Origin of the sequence: Amycolatopsis suaedae, assembly GCF_004214935.1 — a bacterium.
Classification (GTDB): domain Bacteria; phylum Actinomycetota; class Actinomycetes; order Mycobacteriales; family Pseudonocardiaceae; genus Amycolatopsis; species Amycolatopsis suaedae.
Window position 1 is genome coordinate 82644 of the sequence record NZ_SFCC01000004.1, and the last position, 18702, is coordinate 101345.

15 protein-coding genes are annotated in these 18702 nt (G+C 69.8%); 6 read left to right on the top strand and 9 right to left on the bottom strand.

All coding sequences use genetic code 11. The features are described from left to right. Nucleotides 1-4 precede the first annotated feature (4 nt). A complete protein-coding gene (gene rplM / locus EWH70_RS08790; RefSeq protein WP_130474802.1) occupies nt 5-457 on the bottom strand; it encodes a 50S ribosomal protein L13 in 453 nt (150 codons plus the stop codon). 214 nt (nt 458-671) lie between these two features. On the opposite strand from rplM, the gene EWH70_RS08795 reads away from it, so the two are divergent. Both EWH70_RS08795 and EWH70_RS08800 read left to right on the top strand, forming a co-directional pair. Next, on the top strand, nt 672-1565 hold the full coding sequence (locus EWH70_RS08795; protein WP_130474803.1) for a hypothetical protein: 894 nt from the start codon (nt 672-674) through the stop codon (nt 1563-1565). Nucleotides 1566-1598: 33 nt separating this feature from the next. Beyond that, the gene (locus EWH70_RS08800; RefSeq protein WP_130474804.1) at nt 1599-2189 is read left to right on the top strand and encodes a DUF4333 domain-containing protein; all 591 of its coding nucleotides are present in this window, start codon (nt 1599-1601) and stop codon (nt 2187-2189) included. A 60-nt stretch (nt 2190-2249) separates the two neighbouring features. On the opposite strand, the gene EWH70_RS08805 is transcribed toward EWH70_RS08800, so the two are convergent. The 4 genes from EWH70_RS08805 to eccCa form a co-directional block, all read right to left on the bottom strand. Then, nucleotides 2250-2534, bottom strand: a complete 285-nt coding sequence (locus EWH70_RS08805) for a WXG100 family type VII secretion target (RefSeq protein ID WP_130474805.1) — start codon at nt 2532-2534, stop codon at nt 2250-2252. A gap of 50 nt (nt 2535-2584) precedes the next feature. Further along, on the bottom strand, nt 2585-2902 hold the full coding sequence (locus EWH70_RS08810) for a WXG100 family type VII secretion target (RefSeq protein ID WP_130474806.1): 318 nt from the start codon (nt 2900-2902) through the stop codon (nt 2585-2587). Nucleotides 2903-3465: 563 nt separating this feature from the next. Further along, nucleotides 3466-5367 carry a type VII secretion-associated protein gene (locus tag EWH70_RS08815; protein WP_130474807.1) on the bottom strand — a complete coding sequence of 634 codons (1902 nt, stop codon included), beginning with the start codon at nt 5365-5367 and terminating at the stop codon, nt 3466-3468. 25 nt (nt 5368-5392) lie between these two features. Beyond that, nucleotides 5393-9400, bottom strand: a complete 4008-nt coding sequence (gene eccCa, locus EWH70_RS08820; RefSeq protein WP_130474808.1) for a type VII secretion protein EccCa — start codon at nt 9398-9400, stop codon at nt 5393-5395. 245 nt (nt 9401-9645) lie between these two features. Between eccCa and eccD the strand changes: the two genes are divergently transcribed. Continuing rightward, on the top strand, nt 9646-11046 hold the full coding sequence (eccD, locus tag EWH70_RS08825) for a type VII secretion integral membrane protein EccD (RefSeq protein ID WP_130474809.1): 1401 nt from the start codon (nt 9646-9648) through the stop codon (nt 11044-11046). An 86-nt stretch (nt 11047-11132) separates the two neighbouring features. Continuing rightward, nucleotides 11133-12713: a type VII secretion-associated serine protease mycosin gene (locus EWH70_RS08830; RefSeq protein ID WP_240686912.1), complete on the top strand. Its 1581-nt coding sequence runs from the start codon at nt 11133-11135 to the stop codon at nt 12711-12713. Nucleotides 12714-12812: 99 nt separating this feature from the next. On the opposite strand, the gene EWH70_RS08835 is transcribed toward EWH70_RS08830, so the two are convergent. The 4 genes from EWH70_RS08835 to EWH70_RS08850 all read right to left on the bottom strand — a co-directional run bounded on the left by EWH70_RS08835 (nt 12813) and on the right by EWH70_RS08850 (nt 16325). Beyond that, a complete protein-coding gene (locus EWH70_RS08835; RefSeq protein ID WP_130474810.1) occupies nt 12813-13898 on the bottom strand; it encodes a WXG100 family type VII secretion target in 1086 nt (361 codons plus the stop codon). Beyond that, a complete protein-coding gene (locus EWH70_RS08840; protein WP_130474811.1) occupies nt 13895-14209 on the bottom strand; it encodes a hypothetical protein in 315 nt (104 codons plus the stop codon). Before EWH70_RS08840 ends, EWH70_RS08835 begins: the two co-directional genes overlap by 4 nt. Nucleotides 14210-14280: 71 nt before the next feature. Further along, nucleotides 14281-15954: a type VII secretion protein EccB gene (eccB, locus tag EWH70_RS08845; RefSeq protein WP_130474812.1), complete on the bottom strand. Its 1674-nt coding sequence runs from the start codon at nt 15952-15954 to the stop codon at nt 14281-14283. 161 nt (nt 15955-16115) lie between these two features. Further along, nucleotides 16116-16325: a hypothetical protein gene (locus EWH70_RS08850; RefSeq protein WP_130474813.1), complete on the bottom strand. Its 210-nt coding sequence runs from the start codon at nt 16323-16325 to the stop codon at nt 16116-16118. A 248-nt stretch (nt 16326-16573) separates the two neighbouring features. Here EWH70_RS08850 and eccE point away from each other — a divergent pair, with 248 nt between their 5' ends. Further along, a complete protein-coding gene (gene eccE, locus EWH70_RS08860; RefSeq protein WP_240686913.1) occupies nt 16574-17755 on the top strand; it encodes a type VII secretion protein EccE in 1182 nt (393 codons plus the stop codon). Beyond that, entirely contained in the window at nt 17752-18474 is a 723-nt protein-coding gene (locus tag EWH70_RS08865; protein WP_130474816.1) for a hypothetical protein, read from the top strand. The genes eccE and EWH70_RS08865 overlap by 4 nt, the downstream gene beginning before the upstream one ends. Nucleotides 18475-18702: the final 228 nt, after the last annotated feature.

Genomic DNA, 18702 nt, shown 5'->3' on the forward strand with positions numbered 1-18702 from the left:
TCACTCACTTGGCGACCTGCGCGATCTTGCTGATCTCGCGCGGCTGGGGCTGCTGCGCCGCGTGCGGGTGCTGCGGGCCGGCGTAGACCTTCAGCTTCTTCGCCTGGGCACGGCCGAGCTTGTTCTTCGGCAGCATGCCCTTCACGACCTTCTCGAGCAGCCGCTCGGGCTTGGTGTCGAGCAGCTCGCCGAAGGAACGCTTGCGCAGACCGCCGGGGTAACCGCTGTGCCGGTAGGCGAACTTCTGCTCGCGCTTGTTGCCGGTCAGCGCCACCTTGTCGGCGTTGACGATGATGACGAAGTCACCGGTGTCGACATGCGGCGCATAGGTCGGCTTGTGCTTGCCGCGCAGCAGCGTGGCGACCTCGGTCGCGAGGCGTCCGAGGACCACATCCTCGGCGTCAATCACGTGCCAGGCGCGAGTGATGTCACCGGGCTTCGGGCTGTACGTGGGCAAGGGTCTACCTCGTCGTCAACTTCGCGTGTGGGTTGAGTGCGGGCCTAGCGTGTTCACGCCGCAGCGCACAACGACCTATGACGATACCCGGCCCCTTCGGACCGGGTGAACGCGGGGCACCTTAACCCGGTGTACCGCGAGGCGCACGCCCTCAACCACCCATACTAGTGTCTGCAGACGTTCGACCGCTTCCAGCCTTCCAGGGGGTACGAAGGTGCCAGCGCTCACCCGGCGGATCACCCGGTTCACAGCTCTGGCCTGCGTCGCGCTGCTGGCCACAGGCTGCGCGCAGGGCAGGGCCGGCACGGCGCTGCCGGACGGCGACCAGGCGGCCAACTACGTGACGGAGAAGTTCCGGACGAAGCTGGAAGGGCTGAAGGGCGAGTTCAGCGGGGACAAGTCCCGCAAGGCCCGCCTGGAGTCGTTCGCCCGGATCGGCGAGAAGAACGCCAACACGACACTCGACTCGGTCCAGTTCGGCAGCCCGCCGTCGCGCTTCGTTCAGCTGCGGTCGAACAAGGACGCGGGTGACTTCCGGGAGTTCCTGCACCCGGCGGGCGACCCGCTCGACTACATGCACCTCGGCCCGGTCTACTCCAGCCTCGCATCGACACCGTGGGTGTCCCGCGAGTACACGGGCGGCAACCTCATCGAGTGCTACTGGAACGGCATGATCGACGCCTGCAAGCTGGTGGCCTCGGTGGAGTCCTCGGTGAAGGAGGGCAGCGGCAAGGCCGCGAAGCGCGCCAAGAGCCTCCCCGACGGCGGTGTCGAACTGGTCGCCGACGTTCCGCTGCGGGTGTTCATCAAGGAACGCGTGGTGGTGTTCCCCGAGTCGCTCGCCTCCAAGATCACCGAGGAACAGAAGGGCAAGACCTTCCCCACCACGGTGGTGCTGAACGCCGACGGCGGGCTGGTCCGGGTCGAGATGGTCGGGGTCATCCCCGGTCCGAGCGAGGTCGAGGTCCGGATCAAGTACGAGAACCTCGGGCCCGCCACCGCACGGGACATCCCCAAGAAACCGGACGCGGCCCAGATCACGCACCTGCCCGACAGGGCAGCCGTCGACGAGTTCCACCGCAAGCTCGGCGAGATCACCGGTGGCTGACGGCATGCCGACCCCGACGCGAGGTGAGACCCGATGACCCAGCCACCGAACCCGCAGTGGTGGCAGCCCGGCGACCCCCAGCAGAGCCAGGGCTGGCAACCCCAGCCAGGCCAGCAGGGCAGCTGGCAACAGCCCGCCTACCAGCAGCCGCAGCAGCCGCAGCCGGGGCAGTGGCAGCAACCCGCCAGCCCGCCGCATGGCCAGCCGGTCCAGCCCGCGCAGCCGGAGCCCCAGTACGGCGGCGGCTTCACCGGATCGTCCCAGTACGGCGGCCTCGGCGCGTTCACCGAGGAGAAGCCGGCGAGGCCGGCCAGGTCGAAGAAGCCGTTGATCATCGGTGGTGTCGTGGTGTTGCTGCTCGCCGGCGGCGGTGTCGCGGCCTGGCAGCTCGGCGTGTTCGCCGGGGAAACGCTGGACCCCGGATCGGCACAGGACGGCATCACCGCCGTCATGCGCGACACCTACGGCGAGCCGAACGTCAGCAACGTCAGCTGCCCGTCGGGCGAGCCGATCAAGGCCGGTCACACGTTCGAGTGCACGCTGGACGTCGGGAAGACCCCACGGAAGGTGAGCATCCGCGTGCTCAACGACCGCCCGGAGTTCGAGGTCGGCGCCCCGCGCTGATCCGCCAGACGCCAAAAGGCCCGGCACCGAAGTGCCGGGCCCTTGACGTGGCGAGGCCGATCAGAACAGGCCCTCGACGCCCTTGTCGGTGGCCTGGTAGCCGTCCCGGATCTCGGGCAGCGCGATGGCGATCTGGTTCAGGACGACCTTCAGCTCCTCGAAGGCGTTGTCCCACTCCCTCTGGTGCTGCTCGTACATCGTCATCGCGTCACCGCTCCAGCTGCTGATCAGCGGCTGCAGGTCCTGCTTCAGCTGGTCGAACAGGGCCGCCAGCTCGCCCTCGGTGGCACGGCAGTCCTCGGCCGCGCGCTCGATTGTCGCGTAATCAACCTTGATCTCGCCCATTGTTTCCTCCGTCAGGTGAAAGTCTGTGTGTGGTCAGAGTGGAAAGTGGCTCAGCCGAGCGCTTCGAAACCGGAGTTCAGCTTGGCGATGGTGTCCTGCTGCTGCTGCTCGGACTGCTCGTACTTCGAACCGGCCTGCTGGAGCAGGTTGCCGATGTTCTCGAGCGCGGCACCCAGCTTGCCACCGGCGGTGTTGAAGCGCTCCATCACCTTGTTGAACGCCTCGGCAGCGCCGCCCTGCCAGCCGGCACGGGTCGCCTCGATGTTGTCCTGCAGCCTCAGCAGGTTCTGGTCCATCGACTGCTTGGCGGTGTACACGTTGCGCTCGGCATTGGTGAAGTCTTCGACTGTCCCGGTAAAGCCGCTCATGGAGCTGCCCCCTTCTTGGCTAGTGGTTTGCCCGTACTGCGTTTGTTTCGTACGTGCCTACGACGAAGACCCTGCCATGGTCGGTTCCCTCGTGTCCGCATCAACCGGCAAGTAGTTGCTGATGTGAATGCGACAGGCGGGAACCGCGCACCGGACAACATCCACAGCCTCGACCTTGCTGCCACGGAAACCGTTGTACCCCAACGGTTACCCGGGAGTACCGTCCACGCGTCGCATAATTGTGGAACGCGAGAAGTCTTCCTCGTGGTCACCCACACGGGGTTCCTCAGGCCGTTCCCTTGCGTAAATCCGAACTGATTCGGGCACCGATAGGCCGTTGCTAATGCGAAATTCGCGGGCTGAAGCCTGCGACTCGGCGGCCGCCAATTGCCCCGCGACGGTCGTGAGCGGGCCACGAAGCGCTCGGCCCAGTCCACGGGCCTCCGCCTGCTGCCGCCGCGCCCGCTCCCGCGCTTCCGCACCCACCCGCTCGGCGTGAGTCACGGCGTGCTGCACCGCGGTGCGCAGGCGCTGCATGGGGTCGTCGGCCATACCCACTCCCGCTAGTTGGTCAGTTCCAGCGTGCGCACCACCTGCTCGCAGGCACCGCTCACCCGGGCCTCGCCGCCGGCGGTGGCCTGGCAGCCCACGTGCACCCGCACGTGCGCCTTGCCGACGACGAACCAGTCGACCTTCGCGGCCTGCTTCGTCTCCCGGTAATACACGGTCGTCTTGCCCGCGTACTCGCGGTCGGCGACGAAACCCGAGTAGCTCGGCCCGGCCTGCCGTACCCGTGTGTCCAGGTCGGCGACCAGTTCCGCACGGTTCGCGGTCGCGTCGTAGTCCTGGTTGTACTCCTGCACGACCACGAGGTCGTCGCCCTGCTGGGCGTCGGCAGGCCGCACGATCGTCTGCCTGTCGGCCACGGCGCCGCCCGTCTGTGTCCAGTCCATCGGCACCTGGAAGCGGTAGGAGAACTGCGCGACGACCTTGCCGTCGGGTTCGTTCGGCCGCAGCGTGAACACCAGAACGCCGGCCACGCCGGCCAACAGGACGACCGTGCCGATCACGGCCCACCGAACCCAGCCCTTCCGCGCTGGTCGCGCCCCGGACGGTGGCAGTTGCATCCCTCTGGGCGGACTGGGCTCCATGACCGGTAGCGGCCTCGGCGGTGTCGGCTGCGGGGGCCGCGCCGGCTGCGGTGGTCGTGGCTGGCCCGGGGTCAGGGCCCGGACCACCTCGGTGCGCTGCTCACTGACCGGTCTCGGTCCCGGCGCCTGCCCGGACGCCGTCTTTAGCCCGCTAAAGCCGCCGGCGCCGGGCAGCGCGCCGGTGCGGTCCGGGTCGACCTGCACCGCACGCAGTGCTCCCCGCGCGACCACCGTCTCCGGCTGGTCCAGCGTGGTCGGCACGACGCCGGTGCGCTCGTGGACCAGCCGCGACACCATCGGGATCCGGCTGGACCCGCCGACCAGGAAGATCGCCGTCAGCTGCTGCGGCCGCAGCCCGGCCTCCTCGATGGCGGCCGAGGTCAGCTCAACCGTCCTGCCCAGCGGCACCGCGATCAACTGCTCCAGGGCCGCCCTGGTCACGTGCGCGTCGGCGAACGGCGGCGGCATCGGGACGTCGGTGTAGGCGTGCCGGGACAGCGTCTCCTTCGCGCCGCGGACGTCCTGCCGTAGCACCCGCCGGCGCCGCCGGTCCGCCAGCTCCCGGCCCTCGACGAGCTGCCGCCACTCCTCCGGCTCCGAGCCGGACACCAGGGAGCCGACGTACTCCAGCAGCGCCTGGTCGATGTCGGCCCCGCCGAAGCTCGGGTCCCCGCGGGTCGCCAGCACCTGGAACCCGCCGCGGCGCTCGGCCGGACGGCGGGGCATCCGCCGGACCACGCTGACGTCCACGGTGCCGCCACCCAGATCGAGCACGGCGATCGTCTCGCCCGGCTGGCCACTGAACTCGACCGTGCGCTCCTGGTTCACCTCGGCCGTGGCGAACGTCGCGGCGTGGAACACCGCCGCGGCGACCGGTTCGGGCACCAGCGCCACCTCGTGCGCCAGCCGCCCGGCCGCCTGCCGCAGCAGCCGGGTGCGGACGGCTCCCCAGTCCGCCGGGTGGGTCAGCACCAGCAGGCTCACCTCGGCACCGCCGGCGAACCGCCGCGCCTCGCCGACCGCTCGACGCAGCACGGCGTGCACCGCGTCGACCACCCGCAGGACGGTGTCGCCGAGCAGCAGCTCACCTTCGTCGATGCGGCGCTTCGGATTTGGCTCGAAGCGCGCCGGGTCGACGGCGGCCTGCCGCTCGGCCTCCTGGCCGACGAACAGCGTGCCGTCCGGCGCGGCGTACACCGCCGACGACATCAGCGGCTGCCCGTCGACGACGACGACCTGCGGTTCCCGTCCGTTCAGCGACGCGACGACGCAGGTACTCGACGTGCCGAAGTCGACCGCGACCCGCAAGGTCACCGGCTACCCCCAACGGCCCTGTCGATCACTCCGGCGGGATCCACGAAACCTGCATCAACTGCGTACCGCCCTTGCGGGAGACCAGCTTGCCCCGTCCCGGAGGCAGCGGCCCCATGCGCACGTTACCGAGCAGTACGCCGTCGTCGCGGTTACCGCTCATCGCGATACCGGGCTGCGCCAGTTCCTTCATCTTGCCGATGATCGGGTCCACCGAAGACCGGTTGGCACCGCCGGAACGCCTGGCGACGATCACGTGCAGACCGATGTCCTTGGACTGCGCGAGGAAGTCGCTCAGCGGCCGCAGCGGGTTCGCCTGCTGGGTGACCACGAGGTCGTAGTCGTCGACGATGAGGAACAGCTCAGGGCCCTTCCACCACGAACGGTTGCGCAGCTGGTCCGGCGTGACGTCCGGGCCGGGCAACCTCCGGGTCATCGAGCCCTTGATATCGGTGATCATGGACTCCAGCTGCTGTGCCGACACCGCGTACCCGAGCAACTGGTCGCCGTCGAGGAACCCGAGCATCGTGCGCCGGTAGTCGACGAGCACGATGAGCGCCTCTTCCTTGGTGTAGCGCTCGGTGATGCCGCGGGCGATCTGCCGCAGCAGGTTCGTCTTGCCGGACTCGCCATCGGCGAAGCACAGGAAGTGCGGATCGGCGTTGAAGTCCAGATACACCGGCGCGAGGTCGTCCTCGTTGACACCGATCGGGATGAGCTTGGAGTCGCGCCGCTTGTCCTGCAGCAACAGCTCCTCGTACGGGAGCATGTCCGGCAGGAGCCGGACGGCAGGCGCGTGCCTGCCCTTCCAGGCAGCCTTGATCTTGGCCACCGCGTCGGCGACGCCCTGGCCGACGTTCTCGCCGTCACTCGACCCGTCGATGCGCGGAAGACCGGTGAGCACGTGCAGCTTGTCCCGGCTCAGGCCCCGGCCCGGCCGGCCAGGCGGCACGTTGACCGCCACCCTGCGGTCCACTTCGGACTCGCTGGGATCACCCAGGCGGAGTTCGAACCGGGTGCCGATCATGTCCTTGATGGCGGGCCGGATGTCGGCCCACCGGTTGGACGCGATGATCACGTGCACGCCGTAGTTCAGACCCTGGGTCGCCAGCTTGGTGATCTGCGGCTCGAGTTCGTCGAAGTCGTCGCGCAGTGCCTTCCAGCCGTCGACGATGAGGAACGCGTCACCCCACGGGTCCTGCTCGGCGGTGATCTCGCCGCGGCGCTTGCGGTTGCGGAACTCGTTCATCGAGTCGATGCCCATCGCACCGAACCGGCCTTCCCGCTCGTTGGCGAGCGAGGTGAGCTCGGCCACGATGCGGCGGGCCTTGTCGGGCTCGCGCCGGGCCACCGCGACACCACCGACGTGCGGCAGGTCGGCGAGACCGGCGAGCGTGCCACCACCGAGGTCGACGCAGTAGAACTGCGCTTCCTCCGGCGTGTGGGTGAGCGCCATCGACATGATCAACGTACGCAGCATGGTCGACTTGCCCGACTGCGGACCGCCGACGATGACGGCGTGGCCCGCGCCACCGGAGAAGTCGGCCCACAGCGGATCACGCCGCTGCTCGTAGGGCCGGTCGACGATGCCCAGCGGGATCTGCAGCCTGCCGTTTCCGAAGAAGCCGACCGGCGACAGACCGCGGTCCTCGGTGGGGTTGAGGTTCGGCAGCAGGGTGTCCAGTGAGCTGGGCTCCTTCAGCGGCGGCAGCCACACCTCGTGTGCCGGCGGCCCCTGGCCGACCAGCCTGCTCACGATGACGTCGAGCTCGCTGGGCTCGACGGCCTCCTCCGACTCCGGCTGTTGCTGCTGAACGACCGGCTCCGGCTCGGGTTCCGGCTCCTTCGGCAGCTCGACGAAGTCGGGCACGAAGAACTGCGGCCGCTTGTCCGCGCGGACGACGGCGGCACCAGGCGCGGCGGCCTTGATGCCCGCGGGCCGGTACGGACCGGACACATAGGACGCCTTGAACCGCACCAGCGTCGAGGTGTCGTACTTCAGGTACCCGCCACCGGGCACCGAGGGCAGCTCGAACGCGTCCGGCACACCGATCGCCGCCCGCGACTCCGACGCGGAGAACGTCTTCAGACCGATGCGGTACGACAGGTGCGAGTCCAGACCACGCAGCTTGCCTTCCTCGAGCCGTTGCGACGCCAGCAGCATGTGCATCTGCAGCGACCGTCCCAGCCGGCCGATGGCGACGAACAGGTCAATGAAGTCGGGCTTGGCCGACAGCAGCTCGGAGAACTCGTCGACGACGATGAACAGCGCGGGGAGCGGGTCGAGGTCGGCGCCGTTCTCCCTGGCCTTCTCGTACTCCCAGACGTTCTTGAAGTTGCCGCCGTCCTTCAGCGCCTCCTGCCGGCGGTTCATCTCGCCGGCCAGCGCGTCCTTCATCCGGTCGACCAGCGTGACCTCGTCGGCGAGGTTGGTGATGACCGCGGACACGTGCGGCGCGGTGTCCAGACCGAGGAACGTCGCACCACCCTTGAAGTCGACCAGGACGAAGTTGAGCGTGGTCGACGAGTGCGTGGCGAGCATGCCCAGCACCAGCGTGCGGAGGAACTCCGACTTACCGGAACCGGTGGCGCCGATGCACAGGCCGTGCGGGCCCATGCCCTCCATCGCGGCTTCCTTGATGTCCAGCTCCACCGGCTGGCCGTACTCACCGACCCCGAACGGGACGCGGTAGCGGTCGCGGACCGGCCTCGGCCGCCAGGCCTGCTGCACGTCGAAGGTCATCGGGTCACCGGGGATGCCCAGCAGCTCCAGCAGCGACGGGTTCGACAGCAGCGGCTCGTCCTCGTCGGCCTCCTGCGCGGCGGAGCCGACGCGGTACGGCGAGAGCTTGCGGGCCAGCGCCTCGGCCTCGACGACGCTGAGCGTGTCCGGACGGCCGAACCACTCGACACCGCTGGCGCTGCGGGCACCCAGCCGCTTCTCCTCGACCACCAGCCGCAGACCGCGGCGGGCCGCGAGGTTGCCGATCGAGTCGGACAGGTCGACGATCGTGACGCCGACCAGGCCCTCCTCGAGGATGATCTGCTCCTCGCGGGTCACCTCGGCGTCGTCGACGATGATCACGACGTGCGGCTGGTCCGGCGGCGGAGTGGCGTTACGGGAGAACCGCTGGCGGTCCCGGAGTTCCTCGTCCAGCCACGCCTCGATCTGGGCCAGCGAACCGGCCATCATGCGCAGCTGGCCGATACCGTCGGACAGACCGGGGTGCTGGGTGTGCGGCAGCCACTTGGCCCACTCCCACACCTCCTTGGCCCGGCCCGCGGTGGCGACGGCGATGAGCACGTCGTCGGGGCTGTGGAAGGTGACCAGCTGGGCCAGCATCGCCCGGGTCAGGCCCCGGGTCAGCTCGCGGTCGCCCTGCAGGCTGACGGCGGCGAAACCCCGCAAAGTGATCTGGGTCGGCAGGTCGGGAACGATCGAGTGCGCGCGCACGAACCGGCGCAGCGCGAGGGTGGCGATCGGCTCCAGCTCGTCGACCGGGCCGGTCTGCGGCGGTACGAGGCGCGTCGCCAGGCGGTGCGAGCTGCGGCCGACACGCAGGTGCAGGAAGTCCTGGTCGTTCTGCCTGCGCTCCCACATCCGGCGGCTGGTGGCCAGCGACCACAGCGCCTGCGGATCGGGATGGACCCACTCCAGGGCCGCACGCTGGTCGACCATGGCCTCGCGGGCACGGTCGCGCATCTGGCCGAGGTACCGCAGGTAGTCCTTGCGGTCCTCGTTCATCTCGGCCTTCTTCTGGCCACCACCGCGGCCGGCGCCGCCGACCATCATGCCGACGGTGCCCATGACCATCATGCCGCCCATCATGAGCATCATGGGGTTACGCCCACCGACGGTGAGCATGAAGATCATCATGCCGATCGAGGCGACGATCATCACGACCGGCAGCAGCTTCATGACGATGTTGCCGGGGATGGTCCTTGGGACCTCCGGTGGCGGCTCGAGGTGCACCTCGCCGCCTGGCGGACGCGGCGCGGCCAGGCGTGGCGACCGCTTGAACTGCAGCGTGCTCACCGAAGACCCCTCTTCAACTCGGCGACTGCGGCCACGAGCTGCGGCCGACCCACACGGTAGCGAACCGGGCCGACGATGGGGTCAAAGACTGCCCAACCCGGTCGGGTTCGGTCGAAGTGACCACACGGCCACCACGAGTGGGTTAATACTAGAGCCGCTCGCCGACCCTGTGGGCCGGTTTGGCCCAGGTGGGCGGGCGTGGGTATAAGTAGCCCGCAGCATTCTCTCTAGGCAGGGGGCAGTTGGTGGCGACGGGGACGACGGTATTCAGCAGGGTCACGGTGGTCGCACCGCGGACCCGTATCGACGTGGCGCTGCCCGCCGACGTCGCGGTGGCCGACCTGCTGCCCATGCTGTTGGAAATGGCCAAGGAGGCCACGCCGGACGGCGGGGCCAGGCACGGCGGCTGGGCGCTGGCGAAGCTCGGTGACGCGCCGCTGGACCCGAGCCGGACGCTCGCGTCGCTCGGCGTCGTCGACGGCGAGCTGCTGCAGCTGCGCAAGCGCAACGAGAACCCGCCCCCGCCGCTGTACGACGACGTCGTCGACGCGATCGCCGAGGCCGACCCGGACAGCTTCCGGCCCTGGACCAAGGAGACCGCCCAGCGGATCGGTCACATCGCGGGTGGGCTGGCGCTGTTCGCCGCCGCGCTCGCGCTGTTCATGGGCGGCGGGCTGTTCCCCGGCGGAAGCTCGCTGACCGCGGCCATCGCCGGTGGCGTCGGCGCGATCGCGTTCGTCGCCGTCGGTGCCACGATGGTCAAGGCCTACAACGCGGTGTCGACGGGCGTGCTGATCGCCGCGGCCGGTGGTCTGCCGATGGCGTTCGTCAGCGGCTTCTACATCGTGCCCGGCCTGGGGATCCGCGCGAACCTGCTTCTCGCCGCGGCCATGGTGCTGATCGTCGCGTCGGCGTCGATCATGATCATCGGAGCGGGGATCACGACGTTCATCGCTGCGGCCTCGGCCGCGACGCTGGCGTCGATCGCGTTCCTGGTCGCCATGCTGATCGCGCACCCGCCCGCGGGGATCGCCGCCGGTACCGCCGCCGTGGCGCTGGCGTGCATCTCGATGCTGCCGAGGGTGACGTTGCAGCTGGCGAAACTGCCGCTGCCACACGTTCCCGGCAGCGCCGAGGAGCTCAAGGAGGACACCGGGTTCCCCGACTACTCCGCCATCGAGCGCCGGACCGCGGTCGCGCACAACTACATGACCGGTCTGCTGGTCGGCTGCGGCACGATCGCCGCGCTCTCGTCGATCGTCGCGGCCAGCTCGTCGAGCATCTTCGGCCCGATCATGGGCGTGGTGGCGAGCCTGGTGCTGCTGCTGCGCGGCCGCGCCTACGCCAACGGCAGTCAGGCCGTGGCGCTGCTCACCACCGGCATCGTGTCGCTGGGCGGCATCCTGCTCGGCTGGATGTGGATGCAGGACGGCCTCGGCAGGCTGCTGTGGGTCTTCGGAACACTCATCCTGGTCGGCGCCGCGGCGCTCGTCCTCGGTGTGGTGTTCCCCGGGCAGCGCTTCTCGCCGCCGCTGCGCCGTACGGTGGAGATCATCGAGGCGATCTGCATCGCCACGGTGCTGCCGCTGGCGCTGGCCGTCATGGATCTGTACTCGACGGTGCGGCACATCGACTTCCCCCGGTAGCTTTCCGGGGTTTGCCTGACGTAGTGCGGAAGGACAGGGGGACTGTGGTGCGGTTCGGACCCGGCAAGCGGGCGGCCACGGCGGTGATGGCGGCCACGATCGGCATGCTGACGCCGGGTGCGGCCGTCGCGGCGGCCCAGCCACCAGCAGCGCCCCCGCCCGGCCAGGGGATGGCCGTACCGCCCCCGGTGGACCTGAGCGCACTGCCGAGCGGGTCGGGCAAGCCCGACAAGACCTACGAGAAGAAGACCGAGTGCGTCACCCGCAGCCTCGGGGAGAACATCATCCCCAAGGAGATTCCCTGGGGTCAGCAGTACCTGCGCCTCGACGACGTGCACCGGCTGATGCAGGCCGAGACCGGCGGCATCGGGATCGACCCGCAGACCAAGCAGCCAATCAGGGTCGCGGTGATCGACACCGGCGTGCACAACCACCCGTGGTTCGGCCACCCGGTCCAGGGCGGCGGCGACTACGTCAAGGAGGAGAACCGCGGCCTGGAGGACTGCGACGGCCACGGCACGGAGGTCGCCGGCATCATCGGCGCGAAGACCCCCAACGACGTCGGCTTTCGCGGGGTCGCGCCGGATTCGCAGATCGTTTCGATCCGGCAGTCGAGCCAGAATTACCAGGAGGCCGAGAAGACCTCGTCGCCCGCGGCTCCGCCGCCGTCGTCCTCGGGTGCCCCGCCCAGTTCGTCCGGGGGTGCTCCGCCCAGTTCCTCCTCGGAGGCGCCTCCCGAGGAGGGCGGCGGGGCTCAGCCCGGCGGCGACGGCACCGAACCGGGCCAGCAGGGTGGCGGCCGGCAGATCGAGGACAACGGCACCGCGGCGGGAACCGTCGGCACGCTCGCACACTCGGTGCGGACGGCCGCGGACACCGAGGGCGTCAAGGTCATCAACATGTCGGTCGACAACTGCCGCAAGGCCTCGGGCGGCCCGCGCACGGCGTCGGAGAGCGAGCTGCAGGCCGCGGTCCGCTACGCAGTGGAGCAGAAGAACATCGTGGTGGTCGCGGCCGCCGGCAACACGTCGGAGGCGTGCCCGCAGAACAATCAGCCCGACCCGAACCAGCCGATCAGCATCGTCAACCCGCCGTGGTTCCGTGACGACGTGCTGTCGGTGGCCGCGATCGACCAGACCGGCAGTGTGGCGCAGTTCAGCGTCAACGGCCCGTGGGTGAGCGTGGCGGCGCCGGGAACCAAGATCATCTCGTTGGATCCGGCTCCCGGTAGCACCCCGTCGCTGGCGAACCTGACGATCGAGGGCGGCAAGCCCCAGGAGATTCAGGGGACCAGCTTCGCGGCGCCGTACGTCGCCGGGCTGGCGGTGCTGGTGCGTGCGAAGTTCCCGCATCTGAACGCCCGGCAGGTGATGGCGCGGATCATGCAGACCGCGCAGCACCCCGGCGCGCACGGTGGCCGGGACCAGTTCGTCGGCTACGGAATGATCAACCCGATGGCGGCGCTGACCGCCGCCCTGCCGTCCGAGCAGGGGTTCCCGCCGGCGCAGAACATGACGATCCCGTCCGACCTGCCGCCGGCCGACAACACCGACGACACCCCGATGATCGTGGCGCTCGCCGGCGCCGGTGGCGGTCTGGTGATCCTGCTGATCACGATGTTCGTGATGCACACCCTGCGCCGCAACGACCCCGAGCGCTCCGCCTAGGCCCGCGACGGCGTCTTTAGCGGGCTAAAGACGCCCACCGGGGTCGCGGGACTCCACTCCGGGCTGCCCCGTTCCCCTGCCGACGTCGGCTTTAGCCCGCTAAAGACGCTTGGCCTTGTCCTCGGAGGGCGGCGGCTTGGGGTCCTCCCCCAGGACGGCGGGCGCGACGTAATCGGCCTTTCCGACGAGTTCGGTGGGGTCCACGGGCGCGCCCCGGCGAGGCTGACGCTGGCTTGCCTGTCCGCCCTGACCGGCGCCCATACCCATGCCCATTGGCATCATCCCGCCCATCATCGGCGCAGCGGTTCCGCTACCGGTCTGCGGCGCCGGGGGCGCGCCCACCGGCGACTGCCCTGCGGCGGGCTGTCCGCCTCCTACGGGGCCGAAGCCCTCGGCACCCGGCGTACCACCGCCGAGGCCGCCCTGCACCCCCTGCCCCTCTTCGTCACCGGCAGCCTGCGCCGAGGTCGTGGCATCAGGCAAGGCGTCGCTCGTCGCACCGGCGTTGGGAACGCCGGGGGTGTTCTCCTCGGGTAGCACGAAGGGTTCGGCGGGGTAACGCTGTTCCATCACGACGTCGCGGCCCCCGGACCCCACGCCGTCACACAAACGGGTGAATTCTTCCAGGATGTCCCGCACGGAGTTCCGCAGCTGAGCAGCCCACCGGCTCGCCTGGACGATCTCGGCGCGGGCTCGGTCCTCACCGCCTACGGGCATCAGGACGGTCTCCGACACCGTCTCCGCGGCGTCGAGAAGAACTTCCGCCAGCGTGCCGGTGATCTGTTCCGTGCCGCGAGCGACCTCGTCGAGTGCGTCCGCCAGCGTGCTCATCGCTTCCTGCGCGTCCGTGCCGGCCGCGATGATCCGCCTGACGTAGCCGACGAACGCATCCGCGCTGGCACCGTCCCAGCCGGCGTCGAGCTTGCCCAGCGTCGCTTCCAGCGCGGTTGCCGTCTCGGCCGCCGACTGTGCGGCCGAGCGCCAGCGAGTCGCTTCAGCTCGCAGTTCGCGCCACTGGACCATCGCCGGAAGCAAGTGGGTCCGGACCGGATCGTCCACCCCCAACTGCCCCGCCGCCTCCGACAGGTAGCTCAGGTGCGCACCACCCCGCTCGGCGCCGGACGTCGGCTTTAGCGGGCTAAAGCCGACGTCGGGTGAGGACTGCGCGTCGGGCGTGCGCGTCATCGCTGATCCGCCTTGCCGATCTGGGCGCCGGCGTCCTCGTCGCCCCCCGTGTGCATCGCCGTCACCGTTCGCAGGGCGTCCGCCGCCGAACGGACCGCTCGGCAACCATCGTCGAGCTGCCGGCGCAGGGCCTCCGCCGCGCGGGCATAGGCACCGTCGGCCCCCACCTCTTTGCCCAACGGTCCGAACGCGTCGTTCCCGACCGCGTCGCCGTCCAGGACGGACACAGCGGCACCGAGGTCGGCCGCAGCCCCTTCGATCGTTCTGACGTAACCGGCCAGGATCTCCGCGTCGAGCCGGAAATCGGACATCGGTGTCACCTCCGCAGGACCTGGGACCGTCACCGACTGGGACGAGCGCCCGCCCGGACCGGTTCCCGCCGTCAGCCTGGCGGCGCGGGGGCCGCCGAGGACGTCGGGAACGAGCCGGAGTTCGGGTCGATCTGCACCGAGTCGTACGTCCTGAGCACATCCCTGGTGTTGAGGGACGACCCGGTCGGCAGCAGCCCGATGATCAGCTCGGGCGCCGGCGTCGGCGCCTCCAGCCCCAACCCCTGCGCGATCCGCATGTCCGGAACGCCGTAGCGCATCCCACGATCCGAAACGATCGACATCTGGCCGGTGTCGAACGACTCCTTCGACTGGGCAGCGCGGATGAAGGCGGCGCGGCCGTAGGGCATGTAGAACTTGTCCACCCGCGTCGTCGCGTCCGGGTTGGCCTGACCGATGTCGACAGGCTGGTACCGGTTGCCCTGCTTGTCCTTCGGGAACGGAATCTCGTTGCTGACGAAGATCGCGGTGTGGCCGTCCCGGTTGGCCCCCTCGCCGCGGACCTGCCATCCCAGGCACGTGACCGGGGTGTCGCTGGAGAACGAGTCGAGAATCGTCGGCTTGGTCTTCGGGAACTCGTCGACCTTCAGGTACTGCGGCATACCGGGCAGGATGCGCTGCACGTTGTTGAGCCGGTCCGGGCTCACCGTCGTCACGGTCTCCCGCCCGGGGACCTGGTTGCCGTTGCGGATCAGGTCGCCGGTGAGCTCGGAGATCTCCTGGACACCGTCCTGCAGGATCGCCCAGAACTGGAGCTGCCCGCTCGACGACTGGGTCTTGAACACCGACCCGATGGGCAGGCCATCGATGTTGAACTGGCTGGGGTTACCGGCGTTCGGGATCTCGATGGGCCGCAGCGGGTCGACCTCCGGAATGGCGTTCAGCAGCCCCATCGACGCCTGGCGGTACTCGTCGCCGAGACCGAGGGTCGACTGGACGATGCCGTTCCTGCCGTCGATCTTCGCCTTGACCGCGCTGGCGTTGGGCTGGTTCACGTTCCCGATCAGCCGGTAGATCAGGTAGATCTCCTGGTTGTCACCGCGAACGAGGACCGCCTCGTTGGGCTGGAGCTCCCGGCCCATGCCCTGGGTGCCCAGGCTGTCCACACCGGCCAGCACGGCGGTCTCCCGGCGGGCCTGCCTCCGGCGTTCCTCCGTGGGCAGGTTGGCGTCGCTGATGATGTTGTCGCAGACGGCCCAGTGGTCGGCGATCCGCTGTTCCTTTGTCGGCAGAAGCTGCGGCGCGTCGACGATTCCCTGCATGCGCTTGCGCGGGATGTCCTTGAGCTGGTCGTCGGGCACAACGGTCGCGGGCTTGACCTCGGTCTGCGCGGCCTGCGCCGGCGGTGCCGAGCCGGCCTGCTGGCCACCCTGCCCCTGCTGTTGCTGCTGCTCCTGCTGGGCCATCAGCAACAGCCGGGCAGACGCGAGGTTGAAGGTGGGGATCAGGTACGACGGGTTCTCCGTCTTGACGTACACCTCCCCCGACTGCTCGCCGATCACGATGCCCGCCTTGGGTGGAGTCGGCGCGGGCTTGATGAACCCCCAGATGACGAACCCCAGCAGACCGAGCATGCTCAAGACCACACCAACGATGGTCGCCCGGGAGTGGGTTCGCATCGGGTCGTGGAGCATGACCGCGTCCTTGCGGACCAGCGCCGACTGCATCCTCCGCAGCACGAACTGGTACGCCTGGACCTGAGACTTTGTTGTCGGTGTTGACGGCATTCTCGACCTACAGCTCTCCCACTCGCGGTACGGTTCCGCAGGATAGCCGTGCGGGGACCACTGGTGGTTGGTTTCTACCAACTCCGGTTAGTGTTCGACACCCGGACTGGTCTTCCGGCGCAGTTGCACGTTACGAGGGGAAGAGAACGAGCGGATGTCGGTCACCACTCCTCCACGCCCACCGGGGCGTCCAGCAGGTGGGCAGCCGCCGCAGGGGCGCCGCCCGGGACCGCCGCCGACGCCGCCCGGGCAGCCGGTGAGGGCGCCCGGCGCACCGGCCGCGCCGCGCGGCCCTGGCGGCCCACCCGGTGGCCCCGCCGGCCCGCCCCCCGCAGCTCCTCCCGGCCGACGGCCAGCCGGTCAGTCCGCACGCCCGGGTGGTCCCGGTGGTGCTCCTCCGGCACGTCAGGCCGGTCCGGGAGGCCCCGGCGGACCTCCCAACGGGCCCGGCGGTCCGGGTGGTCCCGGAGGCCCCGGCGGGCCAGGTGGCCCAGGGGGAGCTGGGGGATCGGGAGGTCCCAGCGGCCCTCCGCCTGGCCCTCCGGCTGGAGCGTCCGCCCCTGTCCGGGTGGGAACTCCGCGCCGCCGCACCCTCGGGGTGAACCTGGGTCCGCTGCCGGTGATGAACCTCATCCTGCTCGAAGTGGGCCTGGCGATCGGCCTCATCCTGCTGGCGATCGACATGGACCTGCTGTACGTCTCGATCGGCGTGCTCGCGGTCGCGCTGATCCTGGCGTTCCTTCGATGGGGCGGCCAGTGGTTCACCCAATGGGTTGGACTTAGCCTCCGCTACTCCATGCGCTCGCACACACGGGTGGCGCACCCGGTGCCCCCGGCGAGCCTGGAGGCGATGGCGACCGAGGACAACACCGTCACCGGCGCGGACGACGCCCGGGTCAACCTGCTGCGGCTGGTGGTGCCCGGCCTGGTCGTCGCGCACGGCGTCGACCACGAGCGTCAGCAGGTCGGCCTCGCCTGGGACGACGGCACGTGGACCGCGGTCCTGCTGGTGGAACCCACCCCCGCGCTGATCAACCAGGCCGATGGCGCGCCGAGCCTGCCGTTGTCGTCGCTGGCTCCCTGCCTCGAGGACCGTGGTGTGGTGCTCGACTCGATCCAGGTCATCTGGCACACCTACCCGGGCAGTGCGGCACTGCCGTCGGATTCCCCCGCGCTCACTTCCTATATGGAGGTTCTGGGACCGCTGCCGGCCGCTGCACGCCGCACCACCTGGGTCGCCGTCCGGCTGGACCCGCGACGGTGCCCGTCGGCGATCCGTGAGCGTGGCGGCGGCGTCGTGGGTGCGCACCGTGCCCTGATCGGCGCTCTGTCCCGTGTGCGTAACGCGCTCGAGTCCCGTGGTGTGCCGACGAGGCCGCTGGATCCGGACGAGCTGCTGCGTGCCGGTCTTTCGGCGGCTGAACTCACCGCCGTGGCCGGTTCCGGCGAGCGGGTCGGGCTGCAGGAGCGCCGGACGGGCGTGACGGCGGCCGGCATCGGTCACGCCAGCTACGCCATCACCACCTGGCCCAAGGGGCGCATCACGACCAACCTGAACGCCCTGACCAGTGTCCGGGCGCTGTCGGCGACGGTCGCCATGTCGATTTCGCCGTCTTCGGACGACGGGCGGATCGGCCTGCGTGGCGTGGTCCGGCTCAGCGCCCGCAACCCGCGTGAGCTGGAAGCCGCCGACAACCGGCTGAACAGCCTGGCCGACCGGGTCGGCATCAGCCTGACCCCGCTACGGGGTCTGCAGGTGGCTGGGTTGGCGGCCACGCTGCCGATGGGAGGTACGGCATGAGCACGGGTGTGCGCGACGCGGGCCAGAACACCGGGGTGGCTCCGGAGTTCTCCGTCGACCCGGCGCTGCTCGACGCGATCAGCCCGTCAGGTGACCGAGGCGGAATCGTGCTCGGTTCCGGTCTCAAGGGTGAGCCGCTGACGATCTCCGCGCTCCGCTCGACCCCCACCCGGATCGTTCTGGTCGGCGGCCTGTACCTGGCACGCCAGGTGGCTCTGCGGGCGATGGCGGTAGGTGCGTGGGTGGTCGTGGCCACCGGTCGGCCGACAGCCTGGCAGCTGCTGCAGCAGGCCGCCGGAACCCAGCGCGACGGCCGTCCGTCGCCGCTCGTGCAGATCCGTCGGCTTTCGCCGGTTGAGTTGCCCCGGCCGTCGGAGGACGCCCCGCTGCTCGTGGTGACCGACGGCGGGCCTACTCCGCAGGATCTGTTCCCGCCGCGGTCACCGTGGCAGACGACGGTGTACGTGCTGCCCTACCTGCATCCGCAGGCCAGCGCGACGGCCAACGCCGCCGACATGGTGCTGATGCAGCGGCTTCCGCCGGGACAAGCCGAGCTGGCGGCCCGGATCTGGCGTCTGCCGCCGCAGATGATGCGGCAGCTCACCGGCCTCAAGGACGACCAGGTGGTGGCCTTGGGCCGCAACCTGTGGCGGCCGCTGCGACTGGTCACGACCGCCAAGGAACAGCAGCTCCTCGGCCCTGTCCGCCGCGGCGACTGACTGCAGCGTCCACGTCCACTCGAACGGCGCCGGCCGGGCATCTCCGCCCCCGGCGCCGTTCTTGTGCCCGGCCCCGTCGGCTTTAGCGTGCTAAAGCCGACGGGGCCGGCGTCGTTTTCGTAGGCGCAACTTTGTCAATAGTGAATTCGCGGGGCTGTGGACAACCCGCTGGCTGTGGATATCTCGCAGGACTCGAATTTGTCGGTGCCGTGTTGCACGGTGTTGGAC